This is a genomic window from Rhodoferax sp. GW822-FHT02A01 (assembly GCF_038784515.1).
Lineage (GTDB): Bacteria > Pseudomonadota > Gammaproteobacteria > Burkholderiales > Burkholderiaceae_C > Allorhodoferax.
Genome location: NZ_CP152376.1, coordinates 4,170,301 through 4,187,447, shown reverse-complemented (window position 1 = coordinate 4,187,447; position 17,147 = coordinate 4,170,301). Strand labels below are relative to the sequence as shown.

The following is a 17,147-nucleotide window of genomic DNA, read 5'->3' as shown; positions in this document are numbered from 1 at the left end:
TGCATAAATTAACGTGAATAGACGTTCATGCCGGGGAAGAAGAATGCGATTTCAACCGCAGCCGTCTCCGGGGCATCAGAACCGTGCACAGCGTTGGCATCAATGCTGTCAGCGAAGTCAGCACGGATGGTTCCCGCGGCGGCCTTCTTGGGGTCGGTCGCGCCCATCAGGTCACGGTTCTTGAGAATGGCGTTTTCGCCTTCCAGCGCCTGGATCATCACGGGGCCGGAGATCATGAAGTCGACCAAGTCCTTGAAGAAGGGACGTGCCTTGTGCACAGCGTAGAAAGCTTCGGCTTCGCCGCGTGACAGATGAGCCATTTTGGCAGCCACGATCTTGAGGCCGGCGGCTTCAAAACGTGCATAAATTTGACCGATCACATTTTTTGCAACGGCGTCAGGCTTGATGATGGAAAGTGTGCGTTCGATAGTCATGGAGATTCCTGATCTGGGTTGAGTAATTTGCTTACATAAGCAAAGCTACTGATTTTAGCATTGCAAGCTAGCCCGGGCGGCCTCTCCCCCCGCGGCGTGGACCGCCGGGACCGCCTGGTCGCGAGCCACGATCCTGGCGCTGGCGATTGAAGCTATCCGCACCGATGTATCCCACCGAAGTTTTCATGGGGTCGGGCTGACCAGCGCCGCCCGAGCGCTCTGGCGCACGGTCGCCCCGCGCTCCATTACCCTTGCCGCCGCCATTGAATCCTGCGGGTGCGCGCCCTGCATTGCCATTGGCGTTGCCACCATTGGCACGCGGACCACCGGAACGCCTGCGGTTTCCGCGCGGGCCGCGGTTGCCCGGAGCGCCATTGCCGGCACCATCGCGTCCACCTTCAGCGCGCTCACCCGCCTTGCGCGGTGCGCCGGCAGCTTGCATCAGCCCGCGGATGTCCGACTCGTCCAGCTCCATCCAGGCCCCGCGCTTGAGCCCTCGCGGCAGCATCATGGCGCCATAGCGGATACGGATCAGGCGGCTGACTGCATGGCCCACCGCCTCCAGCATGCGGCGCACTTCGCGGTTGCGGCCCTCAGAGATGGTGACGCGGTACCAGCAGTTGGAGCCCTCTCCGCCCCCATCTTCAATCGAACCGAACTGTGCCATGCCGTCGTCCAGCTGCACGCCATCCAGCAACTGCTGCTTTTCTTCCTTGGTCAGGGCGCCCAGAACGCGTACTGCATACTCGCGCTCCAACCCAAAGCGCGGGTGCATCAGATTGTTGGCCAACTCACCAGAGCTGGTGAAGAGCAGCAGCCCCTCCGTATTCAAGTCCAGGCGACCAACCGATTGCCATTTGCCCTGCGGGAGCTTGGGCAATTTGCGGAATACGGTGGGGCGGTTCTGCGGGTCATCGTGGGTCACCACCTCCCCCACAGGCTTGTGATAGGCAATGACGCGCGCTGGCGGCGGATCGATTCGCACCCGGATGGGCTTGCCATTGACCTTGATGCTGTCTCCGAACTGGATGCGTTGGCCAATATGGGCCGGCTCGTTGTTGACGGATATACGTCCTTCCAGAATCAGCTGTTCCATCTCCAGCCGCGAGCCCATGCCGGCTTGTGCCAGCACTTTGTGCAGCTTGGGCGTTTCGGCCATGGGCGCGAGCACGCGCTTTGGCGGGGCGAGTTCGGTGATTTCCTCGTCGGCATCAAACTGGCCGGAAAGAATGTCGTCAAAGCGAGTGGCCGCGGTCGCGGGCACCGGTGCAGCAGAAGCATCCTCTTCAGAAGGGGCTACGGTAAACACGACGGCGCCGGGTTCAACCGGGGCTTCTTCGACCTCCTGGGGTTTTGTGGAGTCGGGTTCAGTCATAGCAAGGTTCCATCCATAGGGGGGTTGGTATCGGTTCCGGCAGAGTCGCCGGCTTCCTCTACAGGCTGCTCCGAAACGGGTAAATCCATTTGCAGCTCGGGCTCATCCGGGTTGGGCTCGGGAGCCAGCAAGGCGGGTTGCTCTTCTTCCAAAGGCATCAACGATTCAAATGCCTGGGACGCTTCGGCCGGACCTTCCAGCAAAGGCAACTGATCCAGCGACTCCAGCCCCAAATCATCCAGAAACTGTTTGGTGGTTGCGTAAAGCGCCGGACGGCCTGCAGCTTCACGGTGACCAATCACTTCCACCCAGCCGCGATCTTCCAGCTGCTTGATCAGCAAAGAGCTGATGGTGACGCCACGGATATCTTCCATGTCGCCGCGGGTCACCGGCTGGCGGTAGGCAATGATGGCCAGCGTCTCCAGCGTGGCACGGGTATAGCGCGGTGGCTTCTCGGGGTGCAGGCGGTCCAGGTACTCACGCATCTCCGGACGGCTCTGGAAACGCCAGCCAGTGGCCACGTTGACCAGCTCCACACCGCTGTTGGCCCAATCGTCGCGCAGTTCCTGCAACAGTGTTTTGAGCGTGTCTGCACCCAGCGCGTCGGCAAACAGCGCTCGCATGTCACGCACAGGCATCGGTTGTTGGGTGCAAATCAGCGCAGTTTCAAGCACCCGCTTTGCTTCAGCCAAGTTCATAGTCAGGCAATTTCCGGAAACATCGCCATCACGGCGACACATCAATGAGATTTCTTCGGAAGGCAAACAGGGGGAGGACCCTGTGGCGACCCTCGCAACGATGGTACGGCGTGGTCTGCAGCCCTTCAGGCTTTGCCAGATTGTAACGCAGGCACCATTTGCGCCAGTGCACGCTGCATGTCGGTGGGAAGATCGGCGTCAAACTGTAGCGGCTCGCCCGTCACCGGGTGGATAAATGCCAGCCGGGTCGCATGCAGCGCCTGGCGAGTCAGACCCAACTGGGGCAGGCCGCCGTACACGCTGTCCGCCACCAAAGAGTGACCGATGAAAGCCATGTGCACCCGGATCTGATGGGTTCTGCCCGTATGCAATTTGCAATGCACCAGGCAATGGGTGGCGTCACCGCGACGGAACTCAAAGTCGGTGCGCGCCTCCTTGCCCGACTGTGTGGCCAGGTCCACCACCGCCATGCGCAAGCGATTGCGCACATCCCGACCAATGGCCGCATCCACCGTGCGTTGCACCGGCCCGTTCCAGGCGCCATGCGCCAGCGCCAGATACTGGCGATTGACCTCTCGGGCAGCAATGGCTTTGACCAGTGCATCCATCACGACGCGGGTCTTGGCCACAACCATCAGGCCGCTGGTGTCCTTGTCCAGACGGTGCACGATACCTGCCCGCGGCACTTCCAGGAAACACGGAGCGTGGGCCAGCAACCCGTTGAGCAGCGTTCCGCTCCAGTTGCCTGGCGCGGGATGCACTACGAGGCCCGCGGGCTTGTTGACCACCATCAAATGCTCGTCCTCGTAGGCGATGCCGAACGCCACCTCCTCCGGCTTGAAAGCCTGGCTTTGCGGCGTGGGTTTGAGCTCCAGACTGATGGAGTCGCCCGCCCGAACCTTTTGCGAGGTCTTGGTAACGACCTTGCCGTTGACCGTAACCAAACCGGACTCCAGCAACTGCTGCAAATAGCTACGGGAAAATTCGCTGACCGAAAGGGCCAAAACCTTGTCCAGGCGCTCGCCGTGGTACCTTGCGTCCACCTGCAGGATGCGGATATCGGAGTCCGGCCCCAGCTCTTCCGACTCCTCGCTGCCAAGCTCAAGGGGGGTGGCCGATATAATCCCGTCCGTCTGTTTCAAGAAAGTTTCCCACAATGTTGCGAGTCAAATTATCGGTCGTTTATGCTGTGGCGCTAATGACCGCGGCCTTGGGGTTGGGTGGATGCTCCACCCCAGTCGACAAGACTGCCACCATGAGTCCCAACGCCATCTATGCGGAAGCCAAAGACTCTGCGGACTCCGGCCAGTATGACAAGGCCATTCCCCTGTACGAAAAGCTGGAAGCGCGTGCCGCTGGTACACCGCTGGCACAACAGGCCCAGCTTGAGAAGGCTTACGCGCAGTACCGCACACAGGAGCCGGCACAGGCCATTGCAACCTTGGACCGCTTCATGAAGCTGCATCCGGCAAGCCCTGCCTTGGACTACGCGATGTACCTCAAGGGCATCATCAACTTCAATGACGATCTGGGTCTGTTCTCAGCCATTTCCCGTCAGGATCTGTCCGAACGGGACCAGAAAGCCTCCAAGGAAGCCTTTGAGTCCTTCAAGGAACTGGTGGCCCGTTTCCCGAATTCCCGCTACACACCCGACGCCACCCAGCGCATGAATTACATCGTGGGTTCGCTGGCGCAGTACGAGGTGCACGTGGCACGTTACTACTACAAGCGCGGCGCTTATCTGGCTGCGGTCAACCGTGCGCAGACGGCAGTCGCAGACTACCGTGACGTGCCCGCGGTCGAAGAGGCCATGTTCATCATCTACAAGTCGTACGACGCCCTGGGCCTGACGAAGCTGCGTGATGACGCCAAGCGCATCATGGAAACCAACTACCCCAATTCTGAGTTCCTCACCAAAGGTGAGCGCACTAGCAATGATCCTTGGTGGAAGCTCTGGTAAGCGCCTCTAGCGCTTGCCGGTAGTCCGCTTCACTATTCAGCCTGCGCATTGCAGGCAAGGTGGCCAACAGTTGGCGCCCGTAGCCCATCTGGGTCAGGCGCGTATCGCACACGACTAGCACACCCTGGTCTGATTCCCGCCGTATCAGTCGACCGGCCCCCTGCCGCAGGGCCACGGCCGCCTGTGGCAAATGCAAATGCTTGAACGGATTCTTTCCCTGGCTCTCCAGAGACTTGGACCGTGCCTGCAACACCGGATCATCCGGCGGTGTGAACGGCAGCTTGTCAATCACCAGCAATTGCAAAGCTTCGCCGGGCATGTCTATACCCTCCCAGAAGGTGGCAGATGCCACCAGTATGGCGCCCCGTTGTCTATCTTCAGCGTACTGCAAAAAACGCGATAGCAGCTCGCGCTTGGGCAATACGCCCTGCACCAGAAGCTCCAGATCAGCATGCCCCTGCATGGCGGTGGCCAGGGCATCGCCAATAGTGCGCATGGCCCGAAGCGTGGTAGTTAGTACCAGAGTACGTCCACCAAGTTGCCGCGCACCCTCCAGGGCAAGTTGAGCCACCGCGTGGCTGTGCGAGGCGTCGCCAGGCTTGGGGAAATGTGAAGGCACGTACAGGGCCGCCTGCCGCGCATAGTCGAACGGACTGGGCACTTTCAGGACATGCGCACCGGCCAAACCACAGCTCTCCACAATCCAGCTCAGACCGGCATCGTGACCCAAGGTGGCCGAGGTAAATATCCAGGATTTGCCCGCCCCCGCAGTCGCATCTTCTTGCTGCGCAAACACACGGGTCTGCATGGCCAGGGAAATATCCATGGGAGACTGCAGCATGCGCACCTGACGCCCGACCTCCAGCCAGCGGACCGCGCCGGGCGGAATCGGCTGCAGGAACAATTGAAGCTGCTCCATCAAGTCGCCACACCGCTGCTGCAGCACCTGCAGCTCGGGCGCTGTCTCCGCCAGCATGTCCAAAGCGTCATGGGCATGTGCCATGGAAGCCTGGCAGGCCTGCAGGAAGTCATTCCAGCGTTCGCCAACCACACGCCACTCCATCCGTACCGCTGCGTCCTGTACAGGAAAACGCGAGCGCAAGGCCTCAGCGCCCTGCTCTATTGCCTGGGCCAGCTCAGGCCAGGGCGCAAGGCCACGCGCGTGCACTTGCGCAACACGCTCTAGGTCCCGTGCATAGTTGCTGAGCTGACCGCTGCCCAACTGCCGCCCCAGAAACTGCACGCCGATTTCATTGAGCTGGTGTGCCTCGTCGAATATCACGGTGTGCACGCTGGGGAGCAACTCTGCCACACCGGATTCACGCACATTCAGATCCGCAAAAAACAGGTGATGGTTGATCACAACCAGATCCGCTGCAAGTGCCTCGCGCCTGGCCGTGTTTACAAAGCAGCGGCTGAACTGCGAACAACGGGCACCGAGACAGTTCTCCCGCGTGGAGGTGACCAACGGCATCAGAGGTGAAGAATCATCCAGCGCTTCCACCTCGGACAGGTCCCCGGTCTGCGTGGCATGGGCCCAGCTTTCAATACGTGCCAGTTGGTGCAAGGCCCGGCCGTCATCCAGACGCCAGTCTTGCCGTGCGGATTCCAGATGGTGCAGGCATAAATAACTGCCCCGCCCTTTCAGGAGCGCCACGCGCAGTGATACACCAAGCAACTCACGCAACCTGGGAATATCGCGGCCAAACAGTTGGTCCTGCAATGCCTTGGTAGCGGTGGACACCAGTACGCGCTTGCCCGAAAGCAGTGCGGGTACCAGGTACGCATAGGTCTTGCCCACGCCCGTTCCGGCCTCCACTATCAACTTTCCCCCCTGCTCGATGACCTGCGCCACGGCCTGGGCCATTTGCAACTGACCTTCACGCGGGCGGTATTCCGGCACCGATGCAGCCAGGGGGCCGCCGATGCCAAAAGCTGCGGCAACTGCCTGGTTTTCGACCATTCAGGCGGGCTCGTCCGGAAGCAGAGATTGCTCGATACGGGCAATTTCGTCACGCAAGGCCAAGCGCCTTTTCTTCAGCCTGCGCATCATCAGCTCGTCCACCGGCGTTTTGTCAGCAGCTTGGTCAATCAGTGCGTCCAGATCGCTGTGCTCCATCCGCAGCGCAATCAAGCGTCGCTGTGGGGAATTCAAGTTAAGGCTCAAGGGGAAATAAGAATAAAAGTTTGCGCCGCTTTGGTGTTGGATCAACACCTGCTGGCTCGATAATACGACCAGAATACAGTTTACCGAGAGGAACGCTTCACGCGAGCGCAACAATGGCTACCACAGGCTACCGTCTTACCGCTTCCACCGGCATCCACAAGGGCGACCGTGACTACCAGCAAGACCAGCTGGCGCTGCTGCAGCATCCGCGCGTGAATGGATGCATCCTGGCCATCGTGGCCGATGGCATGGGTGGCCGCAGCGGTGGGCGCAAGGCCTCCGACCAGGTGATGATGACCGCCAAACAGGTATTTGACCGTTATGACCCGGCAACCGAAGATGCCTCCGCCATCCTGAAGCAGATCGTGGATGAAGCCCACTTGGTCATCAAACTCACAGCCATTTCCTCCGAGCAGGAACCCCACAGCACGATGGCGGCATTCATCATCAATCCGGGTGGCGATTGCCACTGGGCGCATACCGGTGATTCACGCATCTACTACTTTCACGGCAACACCTTCGTCAAACGGACCAAAGACCACTCCTATGTGCAGGCCCTGGTGGACAAAGGTGAGTTGACGGAGGAGCAGGCGGCAGTACATCCGCAGTCCAATATCCTGATGGGTTGCCTGGGCACCGAAAGCGATCCGCCGATTGCCTACCACTTCATCCCCCAACTGCGCGCCGGTGACACACTCATGGCCTGCAGCGACGGTGTCTGGCATTACTTCAAGAACAGCGAAATCGGTTCCGTCCTGTCCACGCTGTCTGCCCGCGAAGCCACCGAATTCCTGATCGACAAAGCCCGCTCCCGCGCGCGTGGGGGCGGCGACAACTTGTCTATTGTGGTTGTGAAGCTGGAGCCACTGGGCTGACAGCCTGGGAAGCCGCTGGACGGGGAGGCAGCGGCTTGCCGGTCTTTTCACTGATGCGTTTGGCCGCCGCCTCGCGCTTCTTGGCGGCTTCAGCCAACTTGTTGGCATAAGCCTCCCGGTTCTGCGCCTGCTGGGCAGCGGTCGGCGCCGTAGTCTCACGCGGCCCCGAGGCGGCGACGCCTGGATTGGTCGCCTTGGCGGCATGCTCCGCCTGCTTGTCCTTTTGGGCCTGCTGCCGGTCCTGCGTCGTATTGCCGGCCGAATCCAGCTCCGCCTGGGCATCCTTGTCGGCCTTTTCCTGGGTCTTCTGTTCGATGCGCTCCAAGGCTTCTGCACCTTGCTGCTTGCGCTCTGCGTCATGCAGGCTGATTTCCTGCCGCTTGAGATCGCGCAGCTTGGCCGTGCGCCTGGATTGAACGTCTTTGAGACAGCTGTTGACGATAAAGTGCTTGTAGCACTCTGCTTCCTGCGCATCAAAGGCCGCGTTTTCGCGTGCCCGCGTGGCTTCAATCTGCGCCAGAGCGTCCTGTGAGTCAGACGCCTGCGGTGGCGCCACAGCTTGTGCCCACAACGGCTGGGTGAGCAGCACAGAAAGCACCCAGGTAGCGATGCGCTTCATGTCAAACCCGTATCCACAACACGCCGCTCCAGCGCCAGGTATTCCTTGGACTGCATCTCATGGAGACGCGACACCGTGCGGGGAAATTCATGCGCCAAGGGGCCTTCGGTATACAGCTCATCCGGTTCCACCTCCGCAGAAAGAATCAGTTTGACCCGCCGGTCATACAGCACGTCCACCAGCCAGGTAAAGCGCCGCGCCTCGGACGCCAGACGTACCGACATGCGCGGCACGTCGCTCAGAAATACCGTGTGGAACCGTGAAGCGATTTCCAGGTAGTCGTTCTGCGAGCGCGGACCGCCGCACAAGGTCTTGAAGTTGAACCAGACAATGCCACCAGCTTTGCGCCAGGCGTTGATCTGACGCGACTCGATGTGGAGCACCGGGTCTTCGTCCTGCTGCTCGGCAAGCGCATCAAAAGCTTGCTTCATGGCCTCGTCGGCCTGTGGCCCCAAAGGGGTGTGATAGAGCTTGACTGCCTCCAGCGTGCGGCTGCGGTAGTCGGTTCCGTTGTCTACGCTGAGCACTTCCATGCGGCTGTTGAGCAAGGCAATGGCCGGCAGGATACGGTCACGGTGCAAGCCATTCGGATAGAGATCGTCCGGCTTGAAATTGGAGGTGGTGACAAAGCCCACACCATTGGCGAACATGGCCGACAACAGGCGATGCAGGATCATGGCATCGGTGATGTCCGCCACATGGAACTCATCAAAGCAGACCAGCTTGTAGCGCAGGGCCATGCGCCGGGCCAGCTCATCCAGCGGGTTGACCGTGCCTTGCAGGTCCGCCAACTCGCGGTGCACTTCGCGCATGAACTCGTGAAAGTGCAACCGCGTCTTGCGCTTGAGCGGAACAGAGTTGAAGAAGCAGTCCATCAGGAAGCTTTTGCCCCGCCCGACTCCACCGTACATGTACACGCCACGCGGAATCTCGGGCCGGTTGATCAGCTTTTTCAGGGCGTTGGAGCGCTTCTCCTTGTAGTGCGTCCACTCCTGGGCACAGCGGTCCAGGGCCGCAACGGCGCGCAGCTGCGCCGGGTCGGCTTTGTACCCGCGCGCGGCCAACTCCGCTTCATAAGTCTCTTTGACGCTGCGCCGCACCGGCTTTTGTAACCGCGTCGGATTAGAAGTTCAAGGTACGCTTGTCCACTGCCAGAGCGGCTTCCTTGGTCGCCTCGCTCAGGGAGGGGTGCGCATGGCAGATACGGGCGATGTCTTCTGCGCTGGCCTTGAATTCCATGGCCACCACGGCTTCGGAGATCAACTCGCTGGCCATGGGGCCCACGATGTGGACGCCCAGGATTTCATCGGTGGTTGCGTCCGCCAGGAACTTCACCATGCCCGTGGTGTCGCCCAAGGCGCGTGCCCGGCCATTGGCGAGGAATGGGAATGTGCCAGCCTTGTACTTCACGCCATCGGCCTTGAGCTGCTGCTCGGTGCGGCCCACCCAGGCGATTTCCGGGCTGGTGTAGATGACCCAGGGAATGGTGTTGAAGTTCACGTGTCCGTGTTGGCCCGCAATGCGCTCGGCCACGGCAACGCCCTCTTCTTCTGCCTTGTGCGCCAACATGGGACCGCGCACCACGTCACCCACGGCCCAGACGCCGGGCACGTTGGTCTTGCAGTCACCATCCACCACAATGGCGCCACGCTCGTCGAGCTTCAGGCCAATGGCTTCGGCGTTCAGGCCAATGGTGTTGGGCACGCGGCCGATGGAGACGATGAGCTTGTCGGCATCCAGGGTCAGTGCTTCACCCTTGGCGTTGGTGTAGGCGATGGACACGCCCTTCTTGCCGTTCTTGATTTCGCCGACGGTTACGCCCAGCTCGATCTTCAGGCCCTGCTTGTCAAAAGCCTTCTTGGCTTCCTTGGCGATCTGTTCGTCCACAGCGCCCAGGAATGTGGGCAAACCTTCGAGGATGGTGACTTCCGAACCCAGACGGCGCCACACGGAGCCCATTTCCAGGCCGATCACACCGGAGCCGATCAATGCCAGCTTCTTGGGCACCGCGCCCACGCGCAATGCACCGTCGTTCGACAGGATGTTTTCCTCGTCGAAAGGCGTCCCGGGCAAGGCACGTGCGTTGGAACCGGTAGCGACAATGACTTGCTTGGCAGCAATGGTCTCTTCGGTCTTGCCCGCAACGGCGACTTCAATACCGCCTTCGACAGCCTTCACAAACGAGCCACGTCCATGGAAGAAAGTGACCTTGTTCTTCTTGAACAAGTACAGGATGCCGTCGTTGTTCTGCTTCACAACGGTGTCCTTGCGGGCAATCATCGTGGCCACATCCATCTTTAGGTCCTTGACCGTAATGCCGTGGTCGGCGAAGTGGTGGTTGGCCTGCTCGAAATGCTCGCTGGACTGCAGCAGGGCTTTGGAGGGAATGCAGCCCACATTGGTACAGGTTCCGCCAGGAGCCGGGCCACCCGCTGCGTTCTTCCACTCATCGATACATGCAACGTTGAAGCCCAGTTGGGCCGCACGAATGGCAGCGATGTAGCCGCCAGGACCACCGCCAATAACGACCACATCAAATTGTTTGCTCATGATTCACTCTTTCGTTATCCACATCTGACACGCGTGACGTGCCTTTGTTCAAGAACACCGCGGAACTGGCTTCGCCAGGCCGCGGGTGTTGCCCCCTGCAAGGGGGAAAGCGAAGTGCACGCAGTGCACGTAGCCGGGGGGTGTATCAAATGTCAAACAGCAAGCGTGCTGGATCTTCCAACGCTTCCTTCATGGCCACCAGACCCAGAACCGCTTCACGGCCGTCGATGATGCGGTGGTCGTAGGACATGGCGAAGTAGTTCATGGGACGCACCACCACCTGACCGTTTTCCACCATGGCGCGGTCCTTGGTGGCATGTACGCCCAGGATGGCCGATTGCGGCGGGTTGATGATGGGGGTGGACATCATGGAGCCGAAGGTACCGCCATTGGAGATTGAGAAGGTACCACCGGTCATTTCTTCCATGCCCAGCTTGCCGTCACGTGCCTTGACGCCGAACTCGGCAATCTTCTTCTCGATCTCGGCAAAGCTCATCTGGTCGGCGTTGCGCAGAATCGGCACCACCAGACCACGGGGGGAACCCACCGCAATACCAATGTCGAAGTAGCCGTGGTACACGATGTCGTTGCCGTCCACCGAGGCATTGAGCACCGGGAACTTCTTGAGCGCGTGCACTGCGGCCTTGACGAAGAAGCTCATGAAGCCCAGCTTCACGCCGTGTTCCTTCTCGAAACGCTCTTGCATGCGCTTGCGCATTTCCATGACCGGGGCCATGTTGATTTCATTGAAGGTGGTCAGGATGGCGTTGGTGGACTGCGATTGCAGCAGACGCTCGGCCACGCGCGCGCGCAGACGGGTCATGGGCACGCGCTGCTCAGGACGGTCACCCAGGCTGGGCGCGGCAGGTGCGGAAACCTGCGGCAATGCCTTGGTCGGCACGCCGGTAGGGATCACCGCGGCCGTGGATTGCACGCCACCTGCGACAGCGGCCAGCACGTCACCCTTGGTCACGCGGCCGTCTTTGCCGGTGCCACTGACGGCACCCACAGCCAGGTTGTTGTCGGCCAACAGCTTGGCAGCAGCTGGCATCGCAACGCCAGCCTTGCTGTTGGAAGCCGGGGCTGCAGCTGCAGGTGCCGACGCAGCGGGAGCCGCCGCCGCAGCGGCAGGCGCAGCTGCGGCGGCGGCAGCGCCAGCTTTTCCTTCGGTGTCGATGCGGGCAATCAATTGCTCTGCAGCGACAGTGGCACCATCGCCTTGCACCAGCTCAGCCAGTACGCCAGCGGCCGGCGCGGGGACTTCCATCACCACCTTATCGGTTTCAATTTCGATCAGGATTTCATCGACCGCAACCAGATCACCGACTTTTTTCTTCCACTGCAACAGCGTGGCTTCAGCAACCGATTCAGACAGCTGCGGGACTTTAACTTCTACGATAGCCATATCAATTCTTTCGTGTTTTATTTGGTGAGCACAAAGCCCTTGAGCTTGCCGAACGCGCCTTCAACCAGCGCCTTTTGCTGTTCCTGGTGCAGATGCGAATAGCCGACTGCAGGAGAGGCAGAGGCGGCACGTCCCGAGTAACCCAGACGCTGGCCATCGGCCATGTTTTCATGCAGATAGTGCTGCACGAAGAACCAGGCGCCCTGGTTTTGCGGCTCATCCTGGCACCACACAACTTCCGTCGCATGGGGGTACTTCTTCAGTTCGGTCGAGAACGCCTTGTGCGGGAAGGGATACAGCTGCTCCACACGCACGATGGCCACGTCGTCGTGTCCTTTTTCCTCGCGCTTCTTGACCAGGTCGTAATAGACCTTGCCGGAGCAAGCCACCACACGTTTGACCTTGTCGGCCTTGATGTCCTTCTGCTCGGGCAGGATGGTCTGGAAACCACCCTTGGTGAACTCGGACAGCGGAGAGGTTGCGTCCTTGTTACGCAGCAGCGACTTGGGCGTCATGATGACCAGCGGCTTGCGCAGGTTGCGCACCATCTGGCGACGCAGCACGTGGAAGATCTGGCTGGCGGTGGTGGGCTGCACGATCTGCATATTGGTGTCAGCCGCCAACTGCATGAAGCGCTCCAGGCGGGCCGAGCTGTGCTCGGGGCCTTGGCCTTCGTAACCATGGGGCAACATCAGGGTGATGCCGTTGACACGACCCCACTTCACTTCGCCGGAGGCGATGAACTGGTCGATCACCACCTGGGCGCCGTTGGCGAAGTCGCCAAACTGGGCTTCCCAGATCACCAGGGTGTTGGGATCGTTGGAGGCGTAGCCATATTCAAAGGCCAGCACCGCCTCTTCGGACAGGATGGAGTCGATGACGACAAAGGGTGCCTGGTTTTCGGTCACGTTAGCCAGGGGCACATAAGTGCCGGTATCCCACTTTTCGCGATTCTGGTCGTGAATCACGGCATGGCGATGGGTGAAGGTGCCGCGTCCGCTGTCTTCGCCGGATAGACGCACCGGATAACCGCTTGCCACCAGGGTGGCGAAGGCCATCTGCTCGCCCATACCCCAGTCCACATTGACCTCGCCACGGCCCATGGCGGCACGGTTCTCATACACGTCCTTGACCAGCTTGTGGGCCGTAATGCTGGCGGGGATGGTTGTGACCTTCTCGGCCAGGCGTTTCCACTCGGCCAAGGGTACCGCGGTGTCACCCGCATCGGTCCACTTCTTGCCCAGGAACGGTGCCCAGTCCACCGCAAATTTGCTCTTGAAGTTGGTCAGCACCGGATCATCCGTGTGCTTGCCGGCGTCCATGGCGGCACGATAAGCCTTGACCATGTCGTCGCCCAAAGTTTCGCCCAGGCCTTGTGCAGCCAAACGGTCCGCGTACAGCTTGCGGGTACCGGGGTGCTGTGCAATCTTCTTGTACATCAGCGGCTGGGTCAGAGCGGGGGTGTCCTGCTCGTTGTGGCCCAGTTTGCGGTAGCAGACGATGTCCAGCACCACATCCTTGCGGAAGGTCATGCGGTATTCCAGCGCCAGCTGGGTTGCCAGCACCACGGCTTCTGGATCGTCGCCGTTGACGTGGAGCACAGGCGCTTCCACCATCTTGACGATATCGGTGCAATACACCGAGGAGCGCATGTCGCGCGGGTCCGATGTAGTGAAACCAATCTGGTTGTTGATGATGATGTGGACGGTACCGCCCGTGGTGTAACCGCGTGTCTGTGCCAGCGCCAGGGTTTCCTGGTTGACACCTTGGCCACCAAAGGCCGAGTCACCGTGCACCAGTACCGGCAGCACTTGCGCACCCTTCACGTCACCACGACGGTCCATACGGGCCCGCACCGAGCCCTCCACCACCGGGTTCACGATTTCCAGGTGGGAAGGGTTAAATGCCAGCGAGAGGTGCACCGGTCCGCCATCGGTCGCCAGATCGGAACTGAAGCCCTGGTGATACTTCACGTCGCCGGCTGGCAGGTCTTCAGGAGCGGTATGCTCAAATTCGGCAAACAGGTCCTTGGGCATCTTGCCCATGGTGTTGACAAGCACATTCAGGCGGCCACGGTGGGCCATGCCGATTACTACTTCTTGCACACCCTTGATGCCGGCTGCGTTAATCAGCTCATCCATGGCGGCGATAAAGCTCTCGCCACCTTCCAGCGAGAAGCGCTTCTGGCCCACGAACTTGGTGTGCAGGAAGCGCTCAAGGCCTTCGGCTGCGGTCAGTCGCTCCAGAATGGCTTTTTTCTTTTCTGCACTGAAATTGGGTTTGCTGCGAATGGATTCGAGCTTTTGCTGCCACCAACGCTTTTCAGCCTGCTCGGTGGTGTACATGTATTCAGCGCCCAAGGTACCGCAATAGGTTTCACGCAGCGCATTGAGCAGCTCGCGCAGGGACATGCGGTCCTTGCCGAAAAACGTGTTGCTGGTATCGAACACCGTTTCCTGGTCGGCATCGGTAAAGCCAAAGTACGCAGGGTCCAGGTCGGGAATAGCCGGACGTTCGGTACGCTTGAGGGGGTCGAGATCAGCCCAGCGTTGGCCGACATTGCGATAGGCGGCAATCAGCTGTTGCGCCGCAGTGCGCTTGCGCCCCATTTCGGCGTCGGCGCTGGCCAGCACCACCTTGGTGCCGCCGGACTTGGCCCGCTCTGCAAAGGCGTTGATGACGGGCAGATGCGGCACGTCTTTGGCATTCGTGCCATCCACCGCGGGCACGTGCTGCAGTGCGTCGAAATACGAACGCCATGAATCGGGAACGCTACCGGGGTTGGCCAAATAGTTCTCGTACATCTCTTCGACATACGGGGCATTGCCACCAAACAGGTAGGTATTGTTTTGGTACGCCTGGTATACAGACGACGCGGAATCACTCATATTGCGCTGACCTCCGTTCCCCTTCAGGGAACATTAGCTGGTTAAAGCTGGTTTATTAACCTTCCGCGACACGGCTGAACCGATTGGCGGATGCGACTGTGGCATTGGAAGGACCTTCGTTGCGGACTGGATTGTGCCACTGATTCGTATAAATAGCTGCACTTCACCGGCCTTTTACTCGACGACTGACGGTCAGCTGACTACCAAGTCCTTGATTTGCTGCAGTGCACCAGGGTCTTCCATGGTGGTCAGATCGCCAGGGTCGCGACCCTCGCAAACGGCCTGAATGGCGCGGCGCAACAGCTTGCCACTGCGGGTTTTGGGCAGCACATGCACGAACCGCACGCGCGCCGGGCGGGCTACCGCACCAAGCTGGTCATCCACCACTTTCATAATGGCGCCTTCCAGCTTCAGTGCGTCGGCGCTGGCGGACGCCACACTGGGGTCCTTGAGCACGACGAAGGCCACTGCCACCTGGCCCTTGAGCTGATCCGCCACGCCGACCACCGCCACCTCGGCCACATTGGCGTGACTGCTGATGCTTTCCTCAATCTCGCGGGTGCCCAGGCGATGACCCGCCACGTTGATCACGTCATCGGTACGGCCCAAGATGAAGAAGTAGCCGTCTTCGTCCTTCACACCCCAGTCGAAGGTGCTGTACATCACCCGGTTGTGGATGCTGGACCAGTAGGTTTTGACAAAGCGTTCGTCGTCACCCCAGATGGTTTGCAGGCAGCCCGGAGGCAGCGGGCCTTCCACGGCGATGACGCCCTTCTTGTTGGCTTCGTTGATTTCCTCGCCCGTGGTCTCGTCGATCAGACGCACGTCGTAGCCATAAACGGCCTTGCCTGGGGAGCCAAACTTGGTCGGGGCTTTTTCAACGCCATTGCAGATGGCCATGATGGGCCAGCCGGTTTCGGTTTGCCAGTAGTTGTCGATGATGGGCTTGTTGATGGCGCCCGAAATCCAGGTCGCAGTCGGCTCATCCAGCGGTTCGCCCGCCAGGAACAGTGCCTTGAGGCTGGACAGATCGTATTTGGTGAGGAAGGACGGGTCCTGCTTCTTGAGCACGCGCGCCGCCGTGGGCGCGCTGAACATCACGCTGACCTTGTACTTTTCCACCAGCTTCCACCAGATGCCAGCGTCGGGACGGATGGGCAGGCCTTCGTACATGATGGTTGCCATGCCGGCAATCAGCGGGCCGTAAATGATATAGCTGTGCCCCACCACCCAGCCGATATCGGACGTGGAGAAATAGGTCTCTCCCGGGTTGCCCATATAGATGTGCTTCATGCTAGCAGCCAGTGCTACTGCATAACCCGCGGTGTCGCGTTGCACGCCCTTGGGCTTGCCGGTGGTGCCGCTGGTGTAGAGGATGTAGCTCGGGTGGTCGGAATCGACCCACTCGCAGGGCACTTGTACATTCAGATTGGCTTCGCGCAGTGAGGCGTAATCTTCGTCGCGTCCGGCAACCTTGGGGAAATCGGCCAGGCCGCGGTTGACCATGAGCACCTTGGCTGGCTTGTGGCTGCTCAGCGAAATGGCTTCGTCCAGCAGGTGTTTGTAGGGAACCACCTTGCCGCCGCGCATGCCTGCATCGGCGCTGACGATGGCAACCGGCTTGGCATCTTCAATACGGCTGGCCAGGCTGTGGCTGGCAAAGCCACCGAACACCACTGAGTGAATGGCGCCAATGCGCGCGCAGGCCAGCATTGCAAAGCAGGCCTCGGCGATCATGGGCATGTAGATCAGTACACGGTCCCCCTTGCTCACGCCAAGAGACTTGAGAATGGCAGCCATGCGCTGCACCTCGGCGTGCAGCTCACGGAAGCTGTAGGCCTTTTCAATATCCGTTTCGGTGGAGACAAAGACCAGCGCGTTCTGGTCCGGGCGCGTGGCCAGATGACGGTCCACTGCGTTGTAGCAAAGATTGGTCTGGCCACCGGCGAACCACCGTGCAAACGGCGGATTGCTGTAATCGCAGACCTTGTCAAACGGCTTGTGCCAGTCGATCAATTGGGCCTGCTCGGTCCAGAATCCGTCCCTATCGACGATGGAACGGCGATGAAAGTCTGCGTATGCGGTCATTGTGCGGGTCTCCGGAGCCTTGTATTGCGGGGAAAACTGAATTCTTAATTATGGGCAAGCAACTTGCTGCAAGCTGACTTGCCCCACC

Annotated in this window: 14 protein-coding genes; 2 read left to right on the top strand and 12 right to left on the bottom strand. The window is 60.2% G+C overall.

All coding sequences use genetic code 11. From position 1 onward, the window contains the following. Positions 1-8: 8 nt before the first annotated feature. The 4 genes from ndk to AAGF34_RS19885 all read right to left on the bottom strand — a co-directional run bounded on the left by ndk (position 9) and on the right by AAGF34_RS19885 (position 3,649). A complete protein-coding gene (gene ndk / locus AAGF34_RS19900; protein WP_342617440.1) occupies positions 9-434 on the bottom strand; it encodes a nucleoside-diphosphate kinase in 426 nt (141 codons plus the stop codon). Between the two features lie 67 nt (positions 435-501). Continuing rightward, a complete protein-coding gene (locus AAGF34_RS19895; RefSeq protein WP_342617439.1) occupies positions 502-1,809 on the bottom strand; it encodes a pseudouridine synthase in 1,308 nt (435 codons plus the stop codon). After that, positions 1,806-2,507 (bottom strand): SMC-Scp complex subunit ScpB, encoded by a 702-nt coding sequence (gene scpB / locus AAGF34_RS19890; protein ID WP_342617438.1) that lies wholly within the window; start codon positions 2,505-2,507, stop codon positions 1,806-1,808. Before scpB ends, AAGF34_RS19895 begins: the two co-directional genes overlap by 4 nt. 125 nt (positions 2,508-2,632) lie before the next feature. Continuing rightward, positions 2,633-3,649, bottom strand: a complete 1,017-nt coding sequence (locus AAGF34_RS19885; RefSeq protein WP_342617437.1) for an RluA family pseudouridine synthase — start codon at positions 3,647-3,649, stop codon at positions 2,633-2,635. A gap of 14 nt (positions 3,650-3,663) precedes the next feature. Here AAGF34_RS19885 and AAGF34_RS19880 point away from each other — a divergent pair, with 14 nt between their 5' ends. Further along, positions 3,664-4,467: an outer membrane protein assembly factor BamD gene (locus tag AAGF34_RS19880; RefSeq protein ID WP_342617436.1), complete on the top strand. Its 804-nt coding sequence runs from the start codon at positions 3,664-3,666 to the stop codon at positions 4,465-4,467. On the opposite strand, the gene AAGF34_RS19875 is transcribed toward AAGF34_RS19880, so the two are convergent. Beyond that, positions 4,436-6,430: an ATP-dependent DNA helicase gene (locus AAGF34_RS19875; RefSeq protein WP_342617435.1), complete on the bottom strand. Its 1,995-nt coding sequence runs from the start codon at positions 6,428-6,430 to the stop codon at positions 4,436-4,438. The genes AAGF34_RS19880 and AAGF34_RS19875 overlap by 32 nt on opposite strands. Then, entirely contained in the window at positions 6,431-6,634 is a 204-nt protein-coding gene (locus AAGF34_RS19870) for a YdcH family protein (protein ID WP_342621142.1), read from the bottom strand. A 113-nt stretch (positions 6,635-6,747) separates the two neighbouring features. Here AAGF34_RS19870 and AAGF34_RS19865 point away from each other — a divergent pair, with 113 nt between their 5' ends. Beyond that, positions 6,748-7,509: a protein phosphatase 2C domain-containing protein gene (locus AAGF34_RS19865; RefSeq protein WP_342617434.1), complete on the top strand. Its 762-nt coding sequence runs from the start codon at positions 6,748-6,750 to the stop codon at positions 7,507-7,509. Here the strand turns inward: AAGF34_RS19865 and AAGF34_RS19860 are convergent. The 6 genes from AAGF34_RS19860 to AAGF34_RS19835 all read right to left on the bottom strand — a co-directional run bounded on the left by AAGF34_RS19860 (position 7,475) and on the right by AAGF34_RS19835 (position 17,059). Beyond that, entirely contained in the window at positions 7,475-8,128 is a 654-nt protein-coding gene (locus tag AAGF34_RS19860; RefSeq protein WP_342617433.1) for a hypothetical protein, read from the bottom strand. The genes AAGF34_RS19865 and AAGF34_RS19860 overlap by 35 nt on opposite strands. Next, positions 8,125-9,228 (bottom strand): cell division protein ZapE, encoded by a 1,104-nt coding sequence (gene zapE / locus AAGF34_RS19855; RefSeq protein ID WP_342617432.1) that lies wholly within the window; start codon positions 9,226-9,228, stop codon positions 8,125-8,127. The genes AAGF34_RS19860 and zapE overlap by 4 nt, the downstream gene beginning before the upstream one ends. A 22-nt stretch (positions 9,229-9,250) precedes the next feature. Continuing rightward, on the bottom strand, positions 9,251-10,678 hold the full coding sequence (lpdA, locus tag AAGF34_RS19850; RefSeq protein ID WP_342617431.1) for a dihydrolipoyl dehydrogenase: 1,428 nt from the start codon (positions 10,676-10,678) through the stop codon (positions 9,251-9,253). Positions 10,679-10,823: 145 nt separating this feature from the next. Then, a complete protein-coding gene (odhB, locus tag AAGF34_RS19845) occupies positions 10,824-12,083 on the bottom strand; it encodes a 2-oxoglutarate dehydrogenase complex dihydrolipoyllysine-residue succinyltransferase (RefSeq protein ID WP_342617430.1) in 1,260 nt (419 codons plus the stop codon). Between the two features lie 17 nt (positions 12,084-12,100). After that, positions 12,101-14,971, bottom strand: a complete 2,871-nt coding sequence (locus tag AAGF34_RS19840) for a 2-oxoglutarate dehydrogenase E1 component (RefSeq protein ID WP_342617429.1) — start codon at positions 14,969-14,971, stop codon at positions 12,101-12,103. 192 nt (positions 14,972-15,163) lie between these two features. Next, positions 15,164-17,059, bottom strand: a complete 1,896-nt coding sequence (locus AAGF34_RS19835) for a propionate--CoA ligase (RefSeq protein WP_342617428.1) — start codon at positions 17,057-17,059, stop codon at positions 15,164-15,166. Positions 17,060-17,147: the final 88 nt, after the last annotated feature.

What these genes read in the sequence shown, in the direction of transcription:
- AAGF34_RS19895 (WP_342617439.1), bottom strand. Translation starts at nt 1,809, where the DNA reads ATGACTGAACCCGACTCCACAAAACCCCAGGAGGTCGAAGAAGCCCCG.
- ndk (WP_342617440.1), bottom strand. Translation starts at nt 434, where the DNA reads ATGACTATCGAACGCACACTTTCCATCATCAAGCCTGACGCCGTTGCA.
- AAGF34_RS19835 (WP_342617428.1), bottom strand. Translation starts at nt 17,059, where the DNA reads ATGACCGCATACGCAGACTTTCATCGCCGTTCCATCGTCGATAGGGAC.
- AAGF34_RS19880 (WP_342617436.1), top strand. Translation starts at nt 3,664, where the DNA reads ATGTTGCGAGTCAAATTATCGGTCGTTTATGCTGTGGCGCTAATGACC.
- AAGF34_RS19875 (WP_342617435.1), bottom strand. Translation starts at nt 6,430, where the DNA reads ATGGTCGAAAACCAGGCAGTTGCCGCAGCTTTTGGCATCGGCGGCCCC.
- AAGF34_RS19865 (WP_342617434.1), top strand. Translation starts at nt 6,748, where the DNA reads ATGGCTACCACAGGCTACCGTCTTACCGCTTCCACCGGCATCCACAAG.
- AAGF34_RS19860 (WP_342617433.1), bottom strand. Translation starts at nt 8,128, where the DNA reads ATGAAGCGCATCGCTACCTGGGTGCTTTCTGTGCTGCTCACCCAGCCG.
- AAGF34_RS19840 (WP_342617429.1), bottom strand. Translation starts at nt 14,971, where the DNA reads ATGAGTGATTCCGCGTCGTCTGTATACCAGGCGTACCAAAACAATACC.
- scpB (WP_342617438.1), bottom strand. Translation starts at nt 2,507, where the DNA reads ATGAACTTGGCTGAAGCAAAGCGGGTGCTTGAAACTGCGCTGATTTGC.
- lpdA (WP_342617431.1), bottom strand. Translation starts at nt 10,678, where the DNA reads ATGAGCAAACAATTTGATGTGGTCGTTATTGGCGGTGGTCCTGGCGGC.
- odhB (WP_342617430.1), bottom strand. Translation starts at nt 12,083, where the DNA reads ATGGCTATCGTAGAAGTTAAAGTCCCGCAGCTGTCTGAATCGGTTGCT.